Here is a 25110-nt window from a genome sequence, read left to right as displayed (position 1 = left end):
AAAGATGAAGGTTGAATTATTCCCGTTTCAAAAGCAGGCGCTTACAAACCTGCGTCTGAATACCGCCGAAGCGCTCGGCAGCTATCGCCGTACTCATACCCCGCAGATTGTTTCCTATACAGCCCCCACAGGTGCTGGCAAGACCATCGTCATGTCCTCGTTGATTGAGAGCATCTTATTTGGTGATGATACATATCCGGATCAGCTCGACGCTATCTTTGTATGGCTCTCAGACTCACCGGAGTTGAATCAGCAGTCTAAGGATAAAATTGACCTAAAAGCCGATAAAATCACACTCGACCAATGCAAGATTATAACCGATGACTCCTTCGATCAGGAAATGCTCGATGATGGGAACATCTATTTTTTGAATACACAGAAGCTCGGCAAAAGCAGTAATCTGACAAAGCATGGTGACGGTAGGACATACACCATCTGGGAAACGCTTGCCAATACCGTCCGTGAAAAATCGGACAGGCTTTACTTCATCATAGATGAAGCCCATCGCGGCATGCAGGGCCGAGACGCAGCCAAAGCCACCACCATTATGCAGAAATTTCTTAAAGGCAGCCCAGATGATGGTTTGCCAGTTATGCCTGTTGTAATTGGAATGACAGCTACTCCGGAACGCTTCAACAATCTCGCCTCCGGCATCATGTCTACTACGCATTTTGTTGTGACGACAGCGGATGAAGTCCGCGCTTCCGGTCTTCTCAAAGACAGGATCATCATCACATATCCGGATACCATTAATAATGATATGGCGGTTCTTCAAGCCGCTGCGGACGATTGGAAACAGAAATGGGAGCATTGGACGCAGTATTGCTATGAGCAGCATTATGCGTATGTGAATCCTGTTTTCGTCATTCAGGTTCAAAACGGCAGCGGAAGTCAGCTTTCTGCTACAGATTTAGACGATTGCCTGCAAAAAATAGAAGAGCGCACCGGTGAACGTTTTCAACCCGGTGAGGTTGTCCATACCTTCGGCCAAACCAACGGTACTCTTGTTATCAATGGAATAGAAGTCAATTATTGTGAGCCCTCCCGCATCGCTGATGACCGTAAGATAAAAGTTGTTTTCTTCAAGGAGAATCTATCCACAGGTTGGGACTGCCCACGCGCCGAGACGATGATGTCCTTCCGTCATGCCAATGATGCCACTTATATCGCGCAGCTCCTCGGACGCATGGTGCGTACTCCGATGCAGATGCACATTATGGTAGATGATGTTTTGAACGACGTTCATCTGTTCTTACCATACTTCAATGCAGAAACCGTTAAGGACGTAGCCGAAGCCCTGCAAAGCACCGAAGGCGGTAACATCCCAACCGATGTATATGGTGAAGCGTTCGGCGAGAAAACTTTTGATACTCTCACTGTACGACCGAAGCAGACTACGCCAAGGGCTGCTGCGCCGCGCCATGAAGTCATAACACCGGGGCAGCTTAGCTTAGATGATATTGCTCAGCCGGAATCCGACAACATGGGTGAAACTGCTCCCAGTGATGCAATCGGTGCAACTGCCTCATCGGCCTATGCCCAGACACCCAGCGGTCAGAATGTCCAAACAGTGCAAGAGTATCCTGCGCCTATTGAGGAAACGCCAAATGACTCCGATGTATCAAGTACGGCAGAAGAGATTACCGCAGACTTTGACCGAGAAGAAGTGATGAAAGCAATCAACGACGCAGGTTTGCTTACATACGAAGTGAGAAGTGTGCGCATCAATAATTATCTGCACTCTTTGTTCGCACTTTCACACTTGTTTAGTCAATCGTTGATTTATCAAAACGCCTATGATGAAGTCTGTGATGACATCGTGCGAATGGTTCACGATTATATAGAATCACTCAAATCTAGCGGTAAGTATTCTGAGCTTGCAACAAAGGTGCTGCAGTTCAAGCTGAATACGCAGGTTTTTGACGTGTTCGGCGAAAGCGTAGACAATAACGCCGTTCACGATTTTCTCTCCGCCACGGATACCGACCTGGACAGGCAGTTTAGACTCGCCGATACCAAGCTCGGTAACGAAGGAATAGGTGTGAAATACGGTCGTGAGTATCAGACTGAGGACAATCCGAACGGCTTCAAAATCGATATTATTATTTACGCTGCGGACAGCAACTGCATCGCTGCGCTGAATACTTTTGCTAAAGACCGTTTCCACGTGATGAACGACAGGTATCGGCGCCAGACAATCAACCTGCCAGTAAAGTACAAAAAGAAATACAATGATATCGTTTCCGACGGTGATCTCGTCAGTGCGCACATTTTTATGCTTCCCGAAACCATAAACTGCGAGCACAGTGCGAATGGCAGGGTTTATTCCAACCATCTGTTCGTGGACAATTCCGGAGTGGCCAGAATTGCTCTCAACAACTGGGAGCAAGGTGTGCTTGATGAAGAAGCAGCGCGGTCTGACTTCGTATGCTGGCTTCGTAATCCACCGAGAAAGCCCTGGTCGCTGAGTATTCCGTATGAGAAAGACGGAGTATATAAACCCGCATACCCGGATTTCCTTGTCATTCGTAAGGATGCACACGGCGGATATATCATTGATATCCTTGAGCCTCACGACCAAACACGGACAGACAATCTCGGAAAAGCGAAAGGTTTTGCCGAATATGCCCGGAATAACCCGGTCGTTGGGCGGATTCAACTTATCCGTATGGCTTCAGATGGAAAATTCAAGCGGCTTGACATGTCAAAGACCGCAGTACGGGATAAGGTAAAGCAAGCCATAAATGACGATGAGCTTACGCATATCTTTGATACAGATGGTTTCTGTATGTAGGTTGCTGTAAAAATATATGCTGTCGAAAGGTTGGGGAATGACAAGATGACTGAGCAAGAGAAGCAATTCTTTGCTGCGCTCACAGCAGACCGTGCCGAAAGCGCCGACACCCTTGAAAAGCCCTCAATGAGAGGTATAAAGAATAGCGTTGTTGAAAAGTACTCGGACCAAGCTCATTTTATATATGAGCTTCTCCAAAACGCCGACGACGCTGGCGCTACAAATGCGCGTTTCATTCTTGAACCGGACAGACTAATCTTTATACACAACGGCACCCGGCATTTTTCCGTAACAGACCCTTCACATGAAGATGAAGACTCTGACGCTGGTAGGCTTGGGGATATTAACTCAATTACTTCAATCGCCAACTCCAACAAAACGGCGGCATCTATTGGCAAATTTGGTGTTGGATTTAAGGCCGTTTTTCAGTACACATCGACGCCTTATATCTATGATCCAAATGTCCATTTTCGCATTGACCGCTTCATTGTTCCCACTTTTATTGAAGAGGATTTTGAGGGGCGCAGAGCAAATGAAACACTGTTTGTTTTCCCTTTTGACCATGCCGAACGCGGTCAAAAAGAGGCATACAGCGATATAGCAGAGAAACTGAGATCACTCTCTTACCCACTTCTCTTTCTGAGCAGCCTGCGCGACATCGATTTTGAATTTGAAGATGTTATCGGTCTATATGGTAAAAGCATACCAGAAACAAGGCAGATTGGCGAATCCACAGCGGAGTTAATTACGCTTACGCAAAACAGCGGCGAAGATATTGTCGATCAGTATTTGTGGCTGTTCACACGCAAAGATGAAGCCGGGAGAAAGTATTCCGTTGGTTTCTTCCTTGACAAAGACAAAAAACTGCTGCCCAAGAAAGAACCCGCATTCTGCTTCTTCCCGACCAAAGAAAACACCGGCCTTAATTTCCTGATACACGCACCGTTTCTGCTAACAGACAGCCGTGAAGGAATACGGGCAGGCGTTGCTCACAACAATCATATGGTTGCGCTGTTGGCAAAGCTGGCATCCGACAGCTTGCTGTATCTTCGCGACATAGGCATAGAAAAGTCAGCAAGGCTTATTGATGACTCTATTCTGTCCATAATACCCACTGACGGAGACAGCTTTACTGATGTCAATGATAAGCGGCATATTTCCTTTATGCCGTTCTTTACCGAGATCAAGAATATCTTCACAACAGAATCCATACTGCCGACTCGAGATGGGTACTGCGCAAAAGATACTGCTTGTTGGGCCGCAGTCCCGCAATTAGCGGAATTGTTTACTGATGAACAGCTTGCTGATATCTGCGAGATTCCTGAAGCACATTGGGTGTTTGTTTCCATGGGACGTGATGAGATTCAACGTGGAAATAAAGCACTGGCTTCATATGTCGATGAAATAGTCAATACGTGGTTAGATGAGAACACAATCATCAGCGGCCGTACCGTCTGGGATTCGTATTATCGTAAACGGACAAAGTCAATTAAGGGAATTAGCGCAAACTTTGTAGAGAAACAGCCCATAGCGTGGCTTCATGTGTTCTATAAATGGCTTTCTGAGACAACTAAACGGACTGACAGCATCAAGAAAATGCCGATATTTCTTGACAAAGACCGTAAGGCTGTAGCTGCATTTGATTCATCAGAGCATCTGATTTTGTTTCTCCCCGACAAAGACTTAAGTGGATACACTACAGTCTATTCGGAGCTTCTGACCGAAAAAGAAACTGTTGCCTTTTTGGAGAAAATTGGAGTCAAGAAGCCGTCAATAAGAAATCAAATCTACAATATCATTTTACCGCAGTATAAAAGTGGCGTAGAAATAGACACGGATCCGCACTTCCTGCTTTTCTTTAAATACTATAAACAGTGCCCCCAGGAAGAAGTTGACGATTTTATTGAGCTCATAAAGGATTGCGATTTCGTCACTTATTATGAGCCTGATGATAGCCAGCCATACAGGGGAAAAGCCTCTGATCTGTATTTCCCGTCGCCGGAACTCAAGGAGTATTTTGAAACAAAAAAGGACGCACTCTTTGTAGCATACGATGAGTATCTCGATTTGGTCGGCGCATCGAATGAAAAGCAACTCATATCATTTTTGACTGAGCTTGGTATAAAGAAAAGTATCTCAATTGTAACGAGAACTATCGATTATTCCGAAGCAGTCCGGAGAGACCTGCCCATGCCACGATCCACGCGCGGACATTCATGGAGTGAAAAAACTATTGATGGCTGTAAAGAATTGGTGACAGCTATTACAGAATCAAAAAGTATCGAAAAATCAAAACTGCTGTGGAGCGCCCTTGTCGGTATATGTGAGACGTATCACAGTTTGTCATATCTTTTAATAGGCTCCTGTAGCTACTACTATTATTCCGGTTATACTCAATCGTTTGAGGCAGCGGACGTTGTTCTTCTCAGAACAGAAAAATGGCTTGTAAATGCTGCCGGTGACTTCGTATCCACGAGCGAAATAACACGGGATGAAATTGCAAGTATATATGATACCTCATCAGAGGGTGCTTCAAGCCTATTTAACTTTTTACAAATCGCAAATGAAGCTGGCGCAGATGACGACGACGATGACTATGATAATCTGACAGATAAACAAAAAGAACGTATTGAACTGGCTAAGAAAGCCGAAGCGCTCGGATTAACCGAGGACGACTTGGAAGAGATTGCGTTTATTAAGAAGCAGAGAGAAGCTGCAAATGCCGCACGTCAACAAAAAGGACCGCAAGCGCCCACTGGAACCGTGTCAAACGACGACTCCGATTCCGAAGATGACATAGGTGAAGAGGAAGATTTCGGTGAAGACGCAGGTAGTGGGAATGAGGGTTACAATCGCAAGCCTTCATCAAAAGTGATAAGGGATATTGCGCGGCGGACGAAGCCACAGCCGACACGCAATGACATTGTGCAACCAGAGCCAGAAGACCGCGCAGATGAGGAAATTGATGAAGATGAGTATACTCCTCGACCGGTAGATTACAGCAAGAGGATTGAACAGGCAAAGCAGAAGAGTGCAATTGAAATAGACAAGATTGCTTATTTTGAAGGCCTTCAGAAGCGTGCTGTAAATGCTGAAAAATACTCTTTCTGCTGGTTTAATACTCTGCTCGAAATGGAAACGCTGACCAGCAACGCGAACAATCTGAACAGCAAAGAAGTATCTATCAGTTTTGCCCGCGTAGAAAGAGAATCTGGAACGCAACGAACGCTTGTGTTGAAATACCCGAGTCGCTATATTCCTCAGTTTATGGAGGATTTAGCTGACATCCCTCTCGTATTACACTTTGGAGATCAGACGAAAACCGTTGCAATAGAGGTCGCAAACGTAAAATCATATACGCTCAGAGTCAAGCTGAAGACAAATGCAGACATTGACGGCATTGATCTTTCTGCTGTTACTGAAGCACGCATTGACGCAAAAAGCCCGGTCTTCTTATTGGAGGAACTCCGTAAGCAGTTTGCAGCTTTGGGGTATGATGATGACTATAACATGCAGCAAAACCTTTGTGAAAACATTGAGTTTGTATTTGGCCCTCCCGGTACAGGCAAAACAACGCACCTTGTAAGAAATATACTGATTCCAATGATGCAGCAGCAAGAAGATTTAAAAGTCCTCGTCTTGACGCCAACAAATAAGTCCGCTGATGTTCTTGTGAGCAGACTAATGGATACCATGGGGAGCGATACTTCCTATATTGACTGGCTTGTACGATTTGGCATCACTAACGATGAAGCTATTGAAGCGAGTGAGGTGTTCCGTGATAAAACATTCGATATTCGTAAGCTGAAGCGGACAATCACAGTCACAACGATCGCCAGATTCCCATATGATTTCTTTATGCCGAATGGCGCGCGTATTTTCCTTAATGCAATCAACTGGGATTACATTGTGGTGGACGAGGCTTCAATGATTCCGATAGCAAATATCGTTTATCCCTTGTATAAGAAAACTCCGAGAAAATTCTATATTGCCGGAGACCCATTTCAAATAGAACCCATTACAGCAATTGATCTGTGGAAAAACGAAAACATATACACAATGGTTCAGCTTGACTCATTTGTTGATCCTGTTACTGTCCCGTATAAATACCCGGTCACACTACTTACGACACAATATCGAAGCATCCCGGCAATTGGCAGCGTATTCAGCAAATTTGCTTATGGCGGGATTTTGAAGCATAATCGAACGGCAGACAGCGCCAAACTACTCAATGTTGACTGCGGGTTAAATATATCCGCTTTGAATATTGTGAAATTTCCGGTAACGAAATATGAGAGCATTACCCGCTCAAAAAGGCTACAGCATAGCAGCTCATACCATATTTACTCTGCCTTGTTCTCCTTTGAGTTCACGAGCTTTCTTGCCGAAAATATTGCGAGGGCAAATGAAGGAACACAGCGTAATTTCACGATAGGTATTATAGCGCCGTATCGAGCTCAGGCAGATTTGATAGACAAGCTGATGGCGTCGGCGAGCCTTCCTGTATCTGTCAGTGTTCAGGTAGGCACAATACACGGGTTTCAGGGAGATGAATGCGATATTATAATTGCCGTCTTCAATGCTCCTCCTTCGATATCTTCTTCTAAGGAGATGTTCCTCAATAAGAAGAACATTATCAATGTTTCTATAAGCCGGGCGCGAGATTACCTGTTTATTATTATGCCCGACGATGATACTGAAAATGTTGAGAACCTAAGGCTGGTCAAACGTGTTGAACGACTTGCCAAAGATGAGTATGCTACAGAATGGCACTCGCACGACTTGGAAAAATTGATCTTTGGAACCAGCGATTACCTTGAGGAAAACACTTTTTCAACCGGTCATCAAAGCGTTAATGTATACGGCCTGCCCGAAAAAACGTATGAAATACGAAGTGAGGATACAGCCGTTGACGTTCAGATTCATAGGAATGTAACTGTGCAGATTCCGCAATCCAACCTGCCGTTTGATGATAAAAATAAGCCGCTAACTGTCTCTGTTGAGACTCAGCCTGCCCGTAACACAAAAAAACGCGGAGACGTAGTAAGTAAACAATACGGAGACGGGTATGTCGTGAAGAGAGCGATTAATTCTGGGAAGACGTATGTCACCATCCAGTTTGGAAATATTCAAAAAACCTACGATGAGGATATTGCTCGAAAAAACAGAGAGCTTACATTCTTCTAATCCAAACGGAAAAGCTCCCCAGCCGCCACGGTGGTAGCCGGAGAGCCTGCCCAGGTTAGATCAGGTCACTACACTCGGCGTGAAGCTTGCTCTTGGCTTTTTTGAGCCTTGATAGGAATGTCGTGCGTGGTATGCCGATAATATCTGCGATGTCGCTGTCCGAAAGGCCATCGAGGCGAAGCTCCCCAATGCGACGAGCTTCCGGCATCAGCTCGTCCAACCTCTTAAGGAGCTGGTCAAAGATGATGCGGTCAGTCACGATAGATTCTATGTCGGCAGACTCGTCCTCGCGGATGTCGCCGACCACCTCCTGCTCGTAGTCGAGCGATAAACTGTCTCCGGCGGCGCGGTACTTGCAATCGGCGCAGTCGCCGCCGCAGAGCCACCACTTGCTTCCGGGGCAGGAACAGCAGCCGTGGCGGTGCGCCTTACGGAATGTGTTCCAGATCGGGCGGTAGAACGCGTTGTAGACCTCATCGCTGACAGGGATGCACTGCTTGGTTGCGGGGTCGTAGATGTAGTGTTCCTTGCGATTTTCATTGGTTGACATGGATTTTCCCTCCTGTGATTTTCGTTGAGGATCACAGGAAGAAAGGCTCCCGTGATCTCTCACAGGAGCTATCCAATAGTTAGCAAGGTTGTCGCGCTATGGTTAGCAGCGATAGCAGCGATAGTAACGATATTAGTTTTTAAGGAGGAAAGCCGATGCCTGAACAGAGCATTCCGTATTTATGTGGCGGGGTCTTTTTGACCCACTTGATGGAAGCACACCCGTCAAGGAACAGCGTGCGTGAGCGCTTCATGAGCAAGCGCGACGGTCTTTCCGACCCGGAAACCATGCTGGCGTTTATTCAGGTTATGAGTCCTGACTTTACCGCGCCCGCCGGTGGCACATTTAAAGAAAATACTTCCGCATACAAGAACTGCCGAAAAGAATGTGGAACATACCTGCCTTTTAGCGAGGATTCTGCCGAAGTTCATGCGTTTGACGAGTGCGTTCGAAATGACTATCAGACCGCGCTGTCACGCATGGCTGCGTTTGCCGATGGTTTCCTCGATGTCGATACGACCTCAAAAAAAGACGAGCGCCTCGTAAAGACGCTCGTGGAAATAATCCGGGATGACATCATTCCGGATACAGATATGTTCTATATAAATGAGGATGGCTCTCCCTCAACAAGAGAACAGATCCTTGCGGCTACGGAGATTTGCTTTCAGCCATTTCTCGTCGGAATTTGGCACTATATCTTGTTTCATCGACCGACGAACATCCTCGGTCGCAGCACGATTACGGACTGGAAGCCGACACTTTTGGGAACGCATATCGAGCGGGTCTATCCCTACAAAGGGCATAAAGATGCCGCTGAAGCGAAACGGACGGAAGATGAGGACATACCACCGGTCGAAGCCGAAATAGTGGATGACGCCCCCAAAAGTGATGAAAGCCCGCGTTCTGAGAAGACGGAGGCCGCTTCACAGGCCAAAAAACAGGTTATCATGAACAATTACGGCAAGGGTGTGCAGATTGAAGAGCTCAACGGGACTCTGACAATCAACATAAATTGAGGGGCTGCATATGGAGGACAAGCTGAAGAGCATATCGGACGGCATACAGCAAACCGTTCCGGAGGTGAGTACATACAACAATTACGGGAAAGGCGTTCAGGTTGGCCACGCCGACACTTTTTCCCCAACGGTTAACCTGATAATAACCGGCTCGAATGGTCAGCAGAGGCCAGCCAATACTGATTACTACAATCTGTTCATTGGCTTTGACCCATTTATCTCCGACCATCTGCTTGTGCCGAAAGATCGTGCATTAACCGAGTACATGACGCCGGAATTAAAGAGCCGATTTGCTTCTTTGGATGATAACGCAATCGCGGACATAAAGAGATTTCCGTCTATTATTGTTGATGAATATTGTAAAACCACTCCAAGCGAGAAAAACGCCGTATTTGCGTTTGTGACAGATGTCCGCAAACAGCAAAACGGCGTGATGGTCTACTTCCGACAGCTCTATCCAATCCCAGTCAAGGTGTTGCTTGAGAACGAATATGCACTTGATACCGTGAATGGTTATGAATCGTTCCGAACGCACTGGGCGATAAAGAATATCAACTTAATACAAGTGTTACAGGACGCAGGTGTTGCTATGTGGGGGTGATTGAATGGCAGATAAAAATGAAATAGTGCTGGCTGCCGCACAGCCCACAGCAGTTGAATTCCCACAGGCCACGAACGGAATGGTCAACACCGGCTCCGGCATTCAGGTGGGTACGAACGCCGGAACAATAAACCTGAATATCAACTGCCCTACGCCGGAGCTTATGCAGGGACTTATGTCGATGTTTGCTGCACGTCCAGCGCCGCAAAAAGTGAGCCATAAGCTGGAATGGGCTTCATTGAATCAGGAGCGCTACTGTTTGTTCGTTCTGGAGAACGAGGATTATAACTGCGGTGCTTTCTCCATCGCCAAGAATTGCGCCTTGTGCAAATACACTGCCCAGGAGCATAAGAAACGGTATGCCAACATCACGCCAGCCGTCCTTGCCGAGCTTGCGAGTATGCCGTGTATCTTTGCCAAGAGGAATATGCACTTCGGCTATACCGAAGAAGGTCATCCAGCGCTGCTCGGCCGCATTACGGATATGCGAGTGCAGGGCGAAACTATCAAGGTATGCTTCACTGGCTTCCAAGGCATATCACAACAGCTTTTAAACCAGAATATCGGACTGCTTGGAATGGTACATGCATCGCTGCGGAATGAGCTTGACGAAGAACACTGGTCGATCAAAAATGGTAATCTGATCGATGTAATGGCGCGGCTGCACGTCGATATTGAATGAAGCCGCAGCATGGAAAGGAGCGCATATGGGAAACAGGATCAAGACGGCAATCCAGAAAATTACGCTGAACGACCACACTTTCTCCGGGGTGACGTTTGAGCCGACACTTATCAACTTTTTCTTTGGAAACAATGGAACCGGCAAATCTACCCTCGCCAAGAACATAGGCGTTCCTGCCGCAACAGAGTGGATTCCCGGTTCAACACCCGGCGATTATACACTGATGGTCTATAATGAGGAATTCATCGCCGACAATATCCAGAGCTACGGCAATATTCCCGGCGTTTTCACCATCACCCAACAGAATGCGGAAATCAAAGCCGAAGTCGATAAAAAGACTGCGGAAAAGCGAGCGCTTGACGCAAAAATCAAGGCCATCGACAGTAAGATCGCTGACGAACGAGAAAAACAGAAAAAGGTCGATGCCGTATACGAGAAAACCATATGGGACATGACCGAGTCTGTCAGAACACAGTACAAAGAGACACAGGCCGGATATACGCGCGACAAGAAGAAATTCGTCGCCCATCTGGAAACCTGCCCTCCAGTAGATATAGACGAAGCGGCTCTCGCCCAACTGCACGCAGTCGCTTATGGAGCATCAGACACGCGGTTCATTGAGTATAAATCCATTGATGTTGCCACCATTCCCGCATCGCCTCTCCTTGGAGAGGCTATCGTTGGGAGCAGTGATTCTGCCTTCGCCAGCTTCGTCCACGCATTGAACGCTTCCGGCTGGCTCAGTCAAGGGCATAAGGCATACCAGCATGAGGCAGGAAAGAAATGCCCATACTGTCAGCAGGACTTGCCGGACACGTTTGAGGCCGACCTTGCGTCCTGCTTTGACGAGCAGTATAAAAAGAGAGTTACAGAGCTGGAACAGTTTGTGTCGGCATACCGAAATGCGTTAAACGCCATACATGCCCTACTCACCGAGAACAGCAAGAATCCATTCACCTGTGAACTACTTTCGGAGTACAAGACCAAATTCGACCTGTTCATGGAGCGGGCACAAAACAATGTTGCTCTCTTGAAACAGAAAACTGACGACCCCGCGAAGACAGTCATCCTTGCGGATTTATCGGACATCCTTCTTGACATCAATGGTGTAATCGAGCAGATTAATGCGAAAATCAAAGAGTATAATGCCGTTATCGACGCAAAAGGGAAAAAGCAGCAGGATTGCGTCGCGCAGGTGTGGCAGCTCATGGCGTTTATGTGCCGGTCTGAGATTGCTGTACATAAGAGCGGAAAAGAACGGCACACCGCCGATATCGAGCGGCTTAGCGGCGAAATGGGTACGGCGAAGGAAGCCTCCGACGCTCTACAAGCTGATATCGGGCGTTTGAACCAGCAGACCGTGAACACGACCGTCGCCAAGGACAGCATAAATGCGCTTCTGAAAGCCGCTGGTTTTCAAGGCTTTTATCTACGGGAAAAACCAGGCGCACAGTATGTCTATGAGCTGATACGTGAAACCGATGAGAAGGTCGCAAAAGGACTCAGCGAGGGCGAACGTCATTTCATTGCTTTCCTTTATTTCTATCACATGGTCGTTGGCAGCCAGTCCGATGACGGAAAAACGGTCAATAAGATCGTAGTCATCGATGACCCTGTTTCCAGCATGGACAGCAGCAGTATGTTTACTGTGGCGTCTCTCGTTCGGGACTTGATTGCCATTTGCTATAACAACTATCGGATGACAGATCATGGCAGTCAGAACGACCACATTAAACAATTCTTCTGCCTGACGCACAACCCGTTCTTCTTCAAAGAAGTTTCTTATAACAGGGTTGCAGAAAACGAATGTGTAGGTATATACGAGCTGAAGAAGCGCGAGAACAATCAGTCGTACATCATTGAATGTACGCGCCTTGATGGCCGTGTTGGAGGCGGCAAGGTTAATTATTCACCAGTGAAAAATACTTATGACTCTCTTTGGGAAGAGTACAGAACAGCTACTGATTCGATTGCGCTCATCAACGTGACGCGGCGCATTTTGGAATACTACTACCTTCAGATATGTGGTTATTCCAGCGGCGACCTGCGATCTGATTTGTTGGAAAAGAACCGACATCGCTTTGAAACTACGCTTTCAGATGGTTCTATCGATAAAACCGATTACAATGTGGCAGCAGCTATGCTTGCGGTTCTAAATATCGGAGCGCGCGGTTTCAATGATGGTTTGTTCTTCGATGCTTCCGCTATTGAGCCACAACAAATAAGGACTGTGTTTGAGAAGATATTTACAGCTACCGATCAGACGCAACATTACAATATGATGATGAATGTGAAATAAAAAAGACTAAAGTTGATGAGGATCAAGATAAGTATGCACGAAATCAAGTGTCCGAGTTGTGGAAAAACATTCAATCTTAATAAGACCGATTATGAGGACATTCTAAATCAAGATGCTCAGATGGCAAAGCGATTTAACAAAAACATTGTGTATGAGGGAGAGAGGATGTTATGTATATTGCAAATATATCAATTGAAAATTTCAGAGGGTTTAGCGGTAAAAAAGTAATTGAACTCAATGAAAAATTAAATATTTTCATTGGCCATAATAACTCAGGAAAGACCACGGTTATCAAAGCCCTTCAAATCCTATTTGACACATCATATTCTAAAAAACTGAGCATTAATGATTTTAATCGGCAATTATCCATAAACGATTTAAAAGCAAATCCCCCGCAGGTCGTAATTTCCTCAATTCTTAAGGAGAACGAGGGTGAAGCGGAGTATTCCGAGGATATCGTTTTAGTCTCAACGATGCTGACAAAAATTCAGCGCCCTTATGAAGCTAAAATTACTTACGAATTTTTTCTGCCTGAAAAGGAAATCGAAGAATATAGGGCTACCATGACGGCCATTTCTAGCCCAAACATCGAAGAATACTGGAGTGAAATCGAGCATTCTTTTTTAAGTAAATATGTGTGGAAGTTGTACGGTGGCGACGAGAAGTTAAAAACGGTCGTTGATAATGATATCCTGAATAAATTCGATTTCGAGTTTATGCAGCCGATCAGGGACGTTGAAAGAGATTTAAGTTCTGGAAGCGACTCTCTTCTGAAAGAAGTTATAGACTTTTTCATTGATTACGAAATTAAGAATGATACTTCAAAAACTAAGGATGAAATTAAAGGCAATTTGCAAAAAGTGAAACGAGAATTCGCCGAATCGTCACAGCAGCTAATGACTAAGCTACAAGGTCGCCTTACCGCTGGAGAAAAGCAGATCGTAACATACGCAGACGATACCGGTGCAACTTTTGACGAGTCTTCGCCTCATTTCAGCGGAGTTTTAAACGAGACGACCCTATACTCTGCCTTAAGACTCACTCTGGAGGATAAAACCGGTATTAAGCTACCGCCAGCCAATAATGGCTTGGGCTATAATAATCTGATATACATTGCTTTACTTCTGGCCAGAATGCAAAAAGACGCGATGGGTGAATACTACGGGAGTAACGCTAAACTATTCTCTGTTTTGGCAATTGAGGAGCCGGAAGCCCACCTGCATCCGTCGCTTCAATATCGTTTTCTAAAATTTCTGAATGATAATATGAAATCCAACGTCAGGCAGATATTTATAAGCACGCATTCGCCAAACATTACCGCCGCTTCCAAACTGGATAATCTGATTGTCCTAAATAAAGAAAAAGAGGAAATCGAAGTTGCTTATCCGGGTCGTGTCTTTGATCTGAAAAATAAAGACGATAAAGCTTCAAAGGCATATATCGAAAGATACCTTGATGTGACGAAATCCGATATGCTATTCGCCAAAAGAATTATCTTGGTCGAAGGCATCAGCGAACAGCTGCTGTTGCCCATATTCACTCGTTATCTAAACGGCGACCTTGTCGATAGTCATGTCGCCGTTATCAATATTGGCGGCAGATACTTTTCCCATTTCTTGAAACTTTTTGATAGAGATAAAAGTGAGTATGCCATAAATAAGCGCGTAGCGGTAATTACCGATTTAGACCCAGTCAGAAAAAAAGCCGGTGTCAAAGGTGCTCGGTTTTGCTCATGTTACCCGTTTGAATTAAGTAAAGATAGCGGTTATGAATATAAAGCCTCGTCAAATTTGATTGCCGATCTCTATTCGGATCGTAAAAAGTCAATCAGTGTTTTCACGCAAACGAAAGATACCGGCTGCACTTTTGAATACGACTTACTGCTGCATAACCCTACCTGCAAAGAGCTGATTGTGCCGAGCATCACCAACGGTGATATTTTACTATCTCTAATGAATAATTACGCCAAGAAATACGAGGAGATGGTCGCGGCCGTCGGCGACAGTGATGAATGTAAGCGTATAAAAGACGGTTTAGCAGACTCTAAAAATAAAGATCAACTTATTGCCGCCCTATATTTGCTCTATGTTAGTAAAGCCGAGTCGGCGCAGGAAATCGCCGAGGTTTTAAGTGAAAAAGAGGCCGCTTATCTTAAAGGAGCTTTTTCGTTTAAGATACCGCCATATATCGAGGGGGCTATCAAATGGGTTCTGGAATAATAACCTTAAAAGATAGTCATGAGACAATCGATATCGAACATCCTTTTAAAGTCAATGCGGGGCCGGGAGCTGGCAAAACTACATGGCTTATTAATCATATTCAAAATGTGGTTCAGCACTCCAATCGCCTTGGACAAGTCAAGAAAATCGCCTGTATTACATATACCAACGTCGCCGCAGAAAAAATCCTATTGAATCTCGGCGAAGCATGCGAAAACGTTGAAATCGGCACAATCCATGCTTTTTTATACAAGCATGTTGTTAAGCCCTACGTTTCCTTTTTAGGCATCCCGGAACTAGCTGTCGATAGAATAAAAGGACATGATGAATACGTCCCAAATAAATCGATCTTGTACAGTGTAAAGGCGGAAACCAAGCAAACGTATCTGGATGATAAAAACCTTTTAGAGGCTCTGCTCGATTTGCAGTGGAAATTCGATAAAAGCGGCATCTTGCAAGTTATGCCGCGTAAAATATTTAAATTTAGAATCAAAAGAGAAACATACCTCGTCTATAAGAAAATTTGCTGGAGTAAGGGCATTTTGCACCATGATGATGTTTTATATTTCAGCTGGCGTCTCATTAGTGAATACCCTTCTATCCTTGAGATTTTAAGGGCTAAATTCCCATATATTTTCGTTGATGAGTTTCAAGACACTAATCCGATTCAAGCGGAAATATTAAAGAAATTAGCTGAAAAAGAAAGCATCATAGGTGTGATCGGGGACAGGGCTCAGTCGATATACAAGTTTCAGGGAGCCGATGTTACCCAGTTTACTAATTTTAACATCAATGGAATGGTCGAGTATAAAATTGAGGGGAACCATCGCAGCACGGCAGAAATAATCAATATTTTGAATATCGTAAGAAATGATCCGACACTTACTCAATATAGTCCAGAAAATAGGCACGGATGTCAACCTCGAATAATGGTTGGCGATGTTATGGCGACTTATCAACAGGCTAAGCGAATTTGCGGAAAGGAAGCTCTGTGGACACTTTGCTATAAAAATGTGACGTCTAATTGCTTGAAAAAGGGCTACAACGCAATAGATGAAGATATTATGCTGGAAGATATTATTGCGAACGATAGCAATTCTGCTCGCGCAAAACAGCTCTTTTATATTATCTCTTCAATTGAAAATTCAAGAGATAATAAGGTTAAGGATGCTCTTAAACTCATGAAAAGAGCCATGCGGAATGAGGATGCAGACCAAGCAGCCTTAGTTCAATTGCAGTATTTTTTAGATAATTATGAGCTTTTCAAAGACAAGACATTAACTGAGTTCTATACTACTTATTTAGATAATAAAGCCTTCCATAAAAGCAAAATTACTACGGGAAAGCCCAAAGTATTTTATGATTCAAAAAAATACAGCGATATGGCTCTGACTGTCAGAATTGAAAATGATGATTGCATAAACAGAACAATTCATAAAGCAAAGGGCGACGAGAATAACTGTGTGATGGTTATCGTTTCGGAAATCGATGATGCCAATCAGGGACTGGATTTTATATTAAACCCGAATATCGCCTCTGAAAATAACCGAGTTTATTATGTCGCGCTTAGCCGTGCTGGGGAAAAGCTTTTCATTTCAGTTCCCAAAATAGATAGCAAAATAAAAGATAAGCTAATTAAAGCCGGTTTTGAAATTATAAATTGTTCATAAGAGCTTGTAGAGTATAGGTGGCTATACAGCTTGTCTGAATGTGGGGTGGAAACCGATAACGGATAGAGAAAAAAGGTTTGAGCAGGACATGATAGCTATTTGCAAAAAAGAAAGGTGTATATAATGTTGTCCGTTTTATTCAACTTAAAGGTGCCCAAGGCGGTCTGGGAACAGCAAAACAGCTAATTAGTAAACCCGTGGCACGGATGTATTTGTAACCCTATGGGAAGCCCGCCGTCTTGATTTGTCTTATGAGCTGTTTACAGATGAGGAACGAAAAATGTGCAAGTAGCACCTTGAACCATTCGGATATCACGCGAGTTAAACCCTCGCATACGATTTATACCTGCGCTTTCGATTGCTGGCAAGCGGAAGGTACGGTTGCTCAAAAGTAAGATGACATTCTCATCATGAAAGGAGTTGGAATTGAAATGGATGATTCAATAAAGCAGGAAGAGCAAGAACGTAATGAGTTACCCGGCTCAGCTCTTATTCCATCCGAATTACATATCCTTGTGACAGAGGCCGACATCAACGGATACGAAATATCAAAGATGAGTGATTTTATGGGGCTGTATGCGCAGTACCTAACTCGCTCATTAGCAGAAAGCTCATTTGTTGAAGTGGTTTCAAGTGTGCCTATTGCAGACATCGGTATTATCAATGATGTTATTCAGCAGGCTGCTATTGTTGCCAAAGGAAATGTTACACTTGTTCCGGATTTTGACAGTCTCCCTGTAGGTATAAAAGAAAAACTTAAAAAGGGCCTGTATTCTATTGGTGATTCCAAACAGGTTGATGGCAATCTTCGTGCAGTAATCTTGGATGAAAACGGAGTTCGTGTAAAGGATATTACACTAAAAAAAGTACTAAACAACCCCGGAACCCTTGAAACCACTCGAAGTATCGCAAACCAGATGCAAATGAAGCAGATCCAAGACACGCTGGTTGCAATTCAAGAAATGCAAAGTTATCAGTTGGATCGTGACCGCGACAGGGATATTCTCACTCCGTTCTTTGACGCTCGTGATTATATTTTACAAGCGCAAAACGCACCATCTATCGAGACGAGGAACCTACTCCTTGAAAAAGCGTCTGACCGGATGACGACAGCTTTGAATAGTGTTTATTCAGAAATGCGTACAGCCTCATTACATCTTGCTAAGAATACAAAATGGTCATTGTTCCACAAACAATCATCTATTGATACGCTTCTTTCAAACCTTTCTGATGACTTGCAGTTGGCGACAAAATTTTCCGGTGTCCAGATGCAAGTGCTTGAGGCGCTTGGAAGAAGAGAAGATTCAAGGCGGGTGCTTGATCGTTATCAAACAGTAATGCATGATTTTATTACGCAGGAGATTGGCGGAAGAGGCATGTCTGCCATCGAATTGATGCACGACAATTTTCATTATTCAGAGGAAACCACCGATTGCTGGTACACATTTTCTAAAGAGTTGGAGCCTGCGTTGGAAAATACACGACAAGCGATTGAAAACAAACAAGTCTATATAGTTTCTGTGGAGGATGTTGAAGATGAGCAAGGGAACTGAAGAAGTACGAAAATGTAAAATATGCGGAAAAACTATAGTCGGAAAAAACAAAACTGGCATCTGTTCTGCTTGTAAAAAGAAGGCTGGTGACACTGGCGTAACCGTATTAGGTGTTCTTGGGTTAATAGCAAGTGGCGTCTGGACCGCAGTAAAGGCTTTTACGAAAAAGGATTAAAGATTGGCGCCATCAAATGATTACTTTGTAATCGCGCTTATGATACGGCCAATGAACCCGCGCTTACGATTCGTACTTGCGCTAACAATACCTAAACTTGCGCTGACGATTGCTGGAAAAAGGTTTCACTGTATCAAAATTATCAGCATTTGCCATGGCGAGTGTTCTTACGGCATTTGAAAGTGCTGTAAGAACACTCGCTTTTTATTTATCCTGCAATCTTTGTTGGGGAGTAGCTTACGGCTACGCCCCTTCTTGTTTGTATCAGAACGTCCGGTCCCGGCAGAGCTGGAACATCCGGTATTTCAATGGAGCCGATGCAGTTGTAGTGTATGGTCAGCTTCTGAATGTATACTCCATTCTCCTTTTCGGCCTGATGAACTTCAATGTGATCGATTAGCTCATTAAGCATGCACGGCGTTAGCTTTCTCGCTCTGGTATATTTGCGCACGGTAGAAACGAACATATCCGTGCCTACCGTCCGACAGCTTTCCTTGTCAAGCTCAGTTCTGAGCACTTTTATCCGCCCTGCTAATCCACTCTGCTCGTCCTCATATTGTTTATTCATTTTTGAAAACCGTTCGTTAGAAATTTTACCGGACACGTTATCCTCATACATTCGATCAAACAGTTGATCGATCTCTTTGTCGCGGGCCAATAGAGAATTGTATTCTTTTTTCTTTCTTTGCCGCTCAAGTTCTATCGTCTGCTGAGAATGCCCCATAACCGCTTTGACAAATTCATCCTCATATTTGCTCGCGAATTTTGTGAGCCTGCGGATTTCTCCCAGAACGACCTGTTCCAGAAAGTCCACACGGATGTAATGGGTAGAAGTGCAAGTGCCCCGGTTGCCTTTGTAGTTGGAACAATTGAAATACTTGATATCCGGGTTGCCTTGATTGAAGTGGTAATGCAGATTGTGTCCGCAGTCAGCACAGACAAGCAGACCGGAGAACATATTGGTTTCTCCCTCATTCGTTTTCCGCTTACGGATTTTACCCCGCTTCTGCTGCACTTTTTCCCAGATGGCACGGTCAACGACGGGATCATGTACGTCCTTAAAGATAACCCAATTGTCACGGTCGTTCTCAATTCGTTTTTTATTCTTATAGGATTTGCTGTACGTCTTGAAATTCAGGACATCTCCACAATACTCCTGCAAGGAAAGAATCTTTGTGACGGTAGAACTGTTCCACTTTGTTGGTGCGGCATCTTTATGCTTGCCGGGACGATTAACGCCTCGTGTTTGCCAATAAGACATTGGCGTCAGAATGCTGTCCTGTTCCAGCGCGGCGGCAATTTGTTCTGTTCCAAAGCCATCTATCGTCATTTGATAGATACGGCGGACTACAGTGGCAGCTTTTTCATCTACTACCCAGCGCTTTGGATTTTCAGGATCTTTCATATAGCCATAAGGCGGTTGGCCCATCGGCTCCCCGGCGTTTCCTTTGATCTTGTTGCTGATACGCCGTTTCTTGCTGATATCGCGGGCGTACCACTCATTAAATAGATTGCGGATCGGTGTCAGTTCATTTTCTCCCTCGGCAGTATCCACATTGTCGGAAACCGCGACAAGCCTGATGTCGTGATCGGGGAGAAATTCCTCCGTGAGTTTTCCAACCTCAATGTAGTTTCTGCCCAAGCGCGACATATCTTTTACGAAAACAGCCGCCGCATGACCTTCCTCAAGTTCCTGTATCATTGCTACATAACCGGGGCGCTCCATTGTAACACCGGAAATTCCATCGTCCGAGAAGTGGACAAAGTTGGTATATCCCTTTTCTTTGGCAACCTTAATTAAAAGCTTTTTCTGATTGCTGATACTGTAACTTTCACCCTCAAGATTGTCATCGCGTGACAGCCGCTCATAAAGAAAGGCCGTGTCTTCCCGGTTTTTTCTCCTATTTGACCGTTTCATAAATTCCCCTTTCTGGCAGTCAAATAAGCAGTATTTACAGGATAAGGTATACCATATCGACCGCCGATTGTCACGCTTGCCGCGTTGTCTATTGTTAAAGCCGCTCTGCGTCGGCCCTCATCAGCTTTATTAAAATGGTCCCCAGTGTGTCAGGCCCTTCTGTTTGAAAAACAGGTTCGACAATGAAACTCTTACCGTCCACCTTATAGGTGGATGTTTTATCTAGACGGTTGTGCCCGGAAGCTCCGGGTGGAATGTTGCTGTTGCATGCAGCAGTATTTACATTTTTCATTGTTTGCCTCCGTTAGAAACAAAAGACAAAAACAGCCACGCCGTATTTTTCATTCTTGCAGCCCTGTCAGGCGACACGACAGATTTACGACGTGGCTGTCCCTTCGTTTCGATTTGCTTTTTATGTTTACAGACATTCCAGACGAACAGGCGGCGTACCTGTTACCATAGGAATTGCACCTCCCCCCATGCTGATGGCGGGCCGTTCTCATTGCCTGCGACGGTTTTATCGCGCTCGGACTGTGACTGAACGGAAGTTTCATTACATACAGATCATCGCCACAGAGCCGCCTTGCATCTGAAAGACGCTGCTCTGCCTGCGGCGCTGGTGTTTTTTTCGCTCCCTTTCCGTTACGCTGAAATCCAATCACCCTCTCACACGTAAGGAAAGATCGTGGCGCACCCGCCGCCCGGCTCCCTGTATGCCGCTGCTTGCGGTATGTATCCGGGTTGTCTCTTATTCGATTTTCAAGGTTCAGCGAGGAAAAATATCTCCCTCATAAGCCTTTTCATTTTTGAGAGATTTGTTGCATCCCCTAAGAACGGATTTTCAGGAATACCTCTATATTTTTAAGGGCTTTGTTGATAGAGCGCGTAATCTGACTTTTGTTTACACACTCAGATCGTGCGATTTCGGCATTGCTCATACCTAAAAAGTAGCGGGCATAGATGCGTTTGGCTTGCTTGTCCGGTAAGGCGGCGATAGCGGCGTGGAGCCGCTCAACCGTCACTTTTCGCTCATAAATTTCGCAGGGAGACAGAGACACAAGCAGAATGTCATGCTCAATGCCGTCGCCGCGATCCAGAGAATAATACGCCTTGTGGCGGTATCTCCGAAGATAATAGGCGGCTTCGGCGTGTTCGCAAGAATCCATGAGCGCCGCAACCTCGTCCGGCACCTCAACAATGCAGTCGGCGGTATAGAAATCGGGATAGTATTTCCGTAAATTGATTTTGACCATCTTATATTCCTCCGTTTCAATTTTTGGGTCTAGGCAAATCAAAACAGAGGATGGAGGAGAGCGGCAGCGGTAAAAAATATGACGTACAGACCTGGCACAGACTTTGGGCCAAGCTGGCTCAAAGTGATGGGGCTTGTCATTTGATACCGAAACGAGAAATAAAAAAGCACCTATGCAGGAAAAGTCCTGCAAGGTGTTAAATGTAAAATGGGCATAGTAGTCGCCCATAAATTTAATGGAATTTTTGAAATTATGAAGGATTAGGCTGTCAGCTAAACCAAACCGTTACGGTGGTATAACGGTTCCTCCCATGCGAAAAGCATCGACTTCGGGTACATAGAGATCTCCTGTCCCAATACCGCTGCTGTATCAATGGTTGAAAAGAGCGCAATTATCACGCCCTCTGAACACCATCTTTTCAGAAAGGAACAGCGGCCTTGAATTTTATTTTCAAAACCGCTGCTTGGTTTCTAAATATGCAATTTTAGCATACTTAAATAATCTGCCAAAACTGCGGTTTTTTTTATTGCCGCAGACGGCAGATTATATATCTTACTGATGTAATATTCTTCTAATTGCCAACAATTTTTATTATTTCCTTGGCTGCTTGAACGGGTGAAATATTACTTACATCAATATGAGTAGTATGCATTTTTTGATACAGTGGAAGCCTGTCCAAGCTTCTTTGTAAAACATCGGACGTTCTTTCACCATTTTCGATGGCCCTATTGAGCCTTTGTGTAAGCGCCTCTTCTGAAACAGACAGGGTGATTCTGTATACGTCAGTATTTGTTAAATTCAATCTATCCAACAAACTATTTATGATAGCTTCCTGATGCATAACCCAACAAAATATTACGTTTTCATACTCCGAGCAAGATAGAAAACTATTTAGCATAAAACAGATATTGCTTTCTACCATATGTTTTGTCTCATCTGTAACTTGGAAGGGATTCATGTACCAACACCAATCACCATCCAAAAATACACTTGGCTGCAATAAGCCGAGAAGTTCTTTGCAAGTTGATGTTTTCCCGACTCCCATTGTTCCGTTGATAAAAATCAGTTTCTTCATTTTTTCTCCTGTTTCATTGCCAAAAGCATAATTGTGTTCTCAACGCCCCATACTTTTTTGACAGACTGAAACCCAGATTCGGTTAATAACGACATTTCGTGTTCTACCGTAAAAGGAATATCATAGTGATAGAGATCTTCCGTGAGATTATGATCCGTCAGGAGTTTTTCTCTTTCCGATAAAAAATGTGCCTCCATGTCACTGTCATTGGACCCAACCATATAATCACATTCAATAAAAACTCCATTGCTTTTTAGCGAGCGGCAAATATTGGTGTAGAGCTTCTGCTTCTGCGAATGAGTAAAATGATGAAGGGACATGACAGATATAACGGCATCATATTTTTTCGCACCTATATCCACAGTCAAATAGCTACCATTGATTAGATTAATTGAATACTTTGAATATTTCGCAGCTAGTTTCTCCAACATTTTATCCGCAAGGTCAATCCCCGTTACATCTATTGCTGGGAATTTTTCAAAAATAGACTCCAATTCTAATCCGGTTCCGCATCCAAGATCTAATAATGTTTTTGCATGATCCGGAATATATTGGGCTATTTTGCGATAGCATTTATCCCCTCCGTCGATGTTCTTAACCTGTTGAGCGTCGTATATTTCCGCTCGTGTGTTAAAGAAAGATTTCATCTTTTCTGGTACTTCGCTCATTTTTTACTCTCCCATTTCAATAGAAAATCGCTTGAAAGCATTTTTTATTAGCTGAACGACTTCTTTCGGCGGTAAATTGATATCGTCTGACACGATCTGAGTTGCGATTCCGTGTGAATAAAGCCAAACATCCCGAAATAAACTTCGAGCCTTCTCTAAGCTAAGTCCCGTTCTTTCTTTGGCATTCATAATGGAACGCTGGTTCCAATCAGCATCAAGGATTTCTTCGATACTTTTTCCCGCACAATTCTTATCCATAAAAAGAGTGTTGAATATATTCTTTTCTTGTCTTGCAAATTCAATGTAAGCGATTCCTTGCGTCAACAGACGGTTTTCATCGCTCATTCGGGCCTCCATAAACATGTTATAGTACAAGTTGAGTTGAGTAATGACATCTTGTTTGAGAGAGTCCATATTTTCATAGATACGGAATAAAGGTTTTGTCGAACAATTCAGCTTGGAAGCGATACTTCTGGCGTTTACATTTTCCATGCCTTGCTCTCGCACCAAGGAAATAGCGGCGCTCAAAATTTCCTCTTTATTGGTCATTGGCTTTGGCGGCATTGCAAAATTCCCTTCTTCGTTTGGATAACGATGTACTATAATCTAAACTGGCTTTCAAAGAAAACAAACTGTGCACAAATTGGTAACATATGTTGTGCAACGCATGTTACCATTATATCAAATATTTGCATCCTGTCAATAGGCAGCAAACTGCTTGGGCCGCTGAAATAAAAAATTATGTTTGATAAAGAAATTTAAAACTTCCCTTTGCCGCAGATAATCCGTTCTCCAGCAAAGCGGCCAATGCGGACGCTTTCTCCTTTAACTGCTCCGGCGTCCATTTGAAGATCCCCGGGTCATATAAAAAACAGTAAACTGACAAAATGATTTCTGCCGTTTCTTGCGGTTTGTCGCAGTAAAATAACTTTTCTTCCACCCCTTGCCGGATAATATCCGCTACGATTGGGGAAAGAGAAGACAATATCTTCGCGAGCGATTTTTGGTGGATAGCCGCATTTTGCTGCTGATGCAGATAATGGTCCATAGCAAGCATACTGGTTGAACTGCGGTAGCTTTGAAATAGGAGCGCAAATTTATGGGTCGCAGTAGCATGGCTGCGGTTGATCAGGACTTTGCACTTTTCAATAATCTGATTATATTCCCGCTCCACAAGCGCATCAAATATTTCATCCTTGGATTTGTAGTAATAATAAATGCTACCTTTGCCAATGCCTGCGGTTCTTGCGATGTCACTTACGGAACAAGATATTTCCCCACCCTGTTCAAGCAGTGTCTTCATGGCATCTAGTATGAGATTTGCCTTGTCCATGCTTTTCACCTTCCTATCAACATCATTATAGCGCAAAAAGATATTGTTGACCAGCGGTCGAAAAAATAGTATAATTTAATTATTCGACCGTTGGTCGAAAAGAGATAAATGTATAAT

At 44.3% G+C, this 25110-nt stretch carries 18 protein-coding genes; 10 read left to right on the top strand and 8 right to left on the bottom strand.

The genetic code is table 11. The annotated features are described in order from the left end of the window. The first annotated feature begins 4 nt into the window (after positions 1-4). Together LY85_RS09995 and LY85_RS09990 are read left to right on the top strand one after the other, a co-directional pair. Complete coding sequence (locus LY85_RS09995) at positions 5-2794, top strand: DEAD/DEAH box helicase family protein (RefSeq protein ID WP_141826519.1); 2790 nt, start codon at positions 5-7, stop codon at positions 2792-2794. Between the two features lie 45 nt (positions 2795-2839). Next, on the top strand, positions 2840-7981 hold the full coding sequence (locus LY85_RS09990) for an AAA domain-containing protein (RefSeq protein WP_141826518.1): 5142 nt from the start codon (positions 2840-2842) through the stop codon (positions 7979-7981). A 55-nt stretch (positions 7982-8036) separates the two neighbouring features. Here LY85_RS09990 and LY85_RS09985 read toward each other — a convergent pair whose 3' ends face one another. Then, positions 8037-8531 carry a sigma-70 family RNA polymerase sigma factor gene (locus tag LY85_RS09985; protein ID WP_141826517.1) on the bottom strand — a complete coding sequence of 165 codons (495 nt, stop codon included), beginning with the start codon at positions 8529-8531 and terminating at the stop codon, positions 8037-8039. A gap of 155 nt (positions 8532-8686) precedes the next feature. Here LY85_RS09985 and LY85_RS09980 point away from each other — a divergent pair, with 155 nt between their 5' ends. The 8 genes from LY85_RS09980 to LY85_RS09940 all read left to right on the top strand — a co-directional run bounded on the left by LY85_RS09980 (position 8687) and on the right by LY85_RS09940 (position 18746). Continuing rightward, positions 8687-9547 carry a hypothetical protein gene (locus LY85_RS09980; protein ID WP_141826516.1) on the top strand — a complete coding sequence of 287 codons (861 nt, stop codon included), beginning with the start codon at positions 8687-8689 and terminating at the stop codon, positions 9545-9547. 10 nt (positions 9548-9557) lie between these two features. Next, entirely contained in the window at positions 9558-10148 is a 591-nt protein-coding gene (locus LY85_RS09975) for a hypothetical protein (protein WP_141826515.1), read from the top strand. 4 nt (positions 10149-10152) lie between these two features. Next, complete coding sequence (locus LY85_RS09970) at positions 10153-10830, top strand: hypothetical protein (protein WP_141826514.1); 678 nt, start codon at positions 10153-10155, stop codon at positions 10828-10830. 25 nt (positions 10831-10855) lie between these two features. Beyond that, a complete protein-coding gene (locus tag LY85_RS09965; protein WP_141826513.1) occupies positions 10856-13129 on the top strand; it encodes an AAA family ATPase in 2274 nt (757 codons plus the stop codon). A 170-nt stretch (positions 13130-13299) separates the two neighbouring features. Next, entirely contained in the window at positions 13300-15348 is a 2049-nt protein-coding gene (locus LY85_RS09960; RefSeq protein ID WP_141826512.1) for an AAA family ATPase, read from the top strand. Then, positions 15333-17018, top strand: a complete 1686-nt coding sequence (locus tag LY85_RS09955) for an ATP-dependent helicase (protein ID WP_141826511.1) — start codon at positions 15333-15335, stop codon at positions 17016-17018. Before LY85_RS09960 ends, LY85_RS09955 begins: the two co-directional genes overlap by 16 nt. Before the next feature lie 431 nt (positions 17019-17449). Further along, positions 17450-18571 carry a hypothetical protein gene (locus tag LY85_RS09945; protein WP_141826510.1) on the top strand — a complete coding sequence of 374 codons (1122 nt, stop codon included), beginning with the start codon at positions 17450-17452 and terminating at the stop codon, positions 18569-18571. Next, positions 18555-18746: a hypothetical protein gene (locus tag LY85_RS09940; protein ID WP_141826509.1), complete on the top strand. Its 192-nt coding sequence runs from the start codon at positions 18555-18557 to the stop codon at positions 18744-18746. Before LY85_RS09945 ends, LY85_RS09940 begins: the two co-directional genes overlap by 17 nt. 208 nt (positions 18747-18954) lie before the next feature. On the opposite strand, the gene LY85_RS09935 is transcribed toward LY85_RS09940, so the two are convergent. From LY85_RS09935 to LY85_RS09905, 7 genes are all read right to left on the bottom strand, one after another. Then, entirely contained in the window at positions 18955-20664 is a 1710-nt protein-coding gene (locus LY85_RS09935) for a recombinase family protein (RefSeq protein WP_141826508.1), read from the bottom strand. A gap of 94 nt (positions 20665-20758) precedes the next feature. Next, positions 20759-20956: a hypothetical protein gene (locus tag LY85_RS09930; protein ID WP_141826507.1), complete on the bottom strand. Its 198-nt coding sequence runs from the start codon at positions 20954-20956 to the stop codon at positions 20759-20761. Positions 20957-21491: 535 nt separating this feature from the next. Then, positions 21492-21917, bottom strand: coding sequence for a sigma factor-like helix-turn-helix DNA-binding protein (locus tag LY85_RS09925; protein ID WP_141826506.1), 426 nt, complete (start codon positions 21915-21917; stop codon positions 21492-21494). A gap of 571 nt (positions 21918-22488) precedes the next feature. Next, on the bottom strand, positions 22489-22992 hold the full coding sequence (locus LY85_RS09920; protein WP_141826505.1) for an AAA family ATPase: 504 nt from the start codon (positions 22990-22992) through the stop codon (positions 22489-22491). Then, a complete protein-coding gene (locus tag LY85_RS09915; RefSeq protein ID WP_141826504.1) occupies positions 22989-23660 on the bottom strand; it encodes a class I SAM-dependent methyltransferase in 672 nt (223 codons plus the stop codon). The genes LY85_RS09920 and LY85_RS09915 overlap by 4 nt, the downstream gene beginning before the upstream one ends. 3 nt (positions 23661-23663) lie before the next feature. Then, positions 23664-24224 (bottom strand): TetR/AcrR family transcriptional regulator, encoded by a 561-nt coding sequence (locus LY85_RS09910; protein ID WP_141826503.1) that lies wholly within the window; start codon positions 24222-24224, stop codon positions 23664-23666. Positions 24225-24399: 175 nt separating this feature from the next. Further along, a complete protein-coding gene (locus tag LY85_RS09905; protein ID WP_141826502.1) occupies positions 24400-24993 on the bottom strand; it encodes a TetR/AcrR family transcriptional regulator in 594 nt (197 codons plus the stop codon). Between the last annotated feature and the right edge of the window lie 117 nt (positions 24994-25110).

The sequence above is a fragment of the Clostridium sp. KNHs216 genome (assembly GCF_006714885.1).
Lineage (GTDB): Bacteria > Bacillota > Clostridia > Oscillospirales > Acutalibacteraceae > Caproiciproducens.
This window is presented reverse-complemented; position numbering and strand designations above follow the sequence as displayed.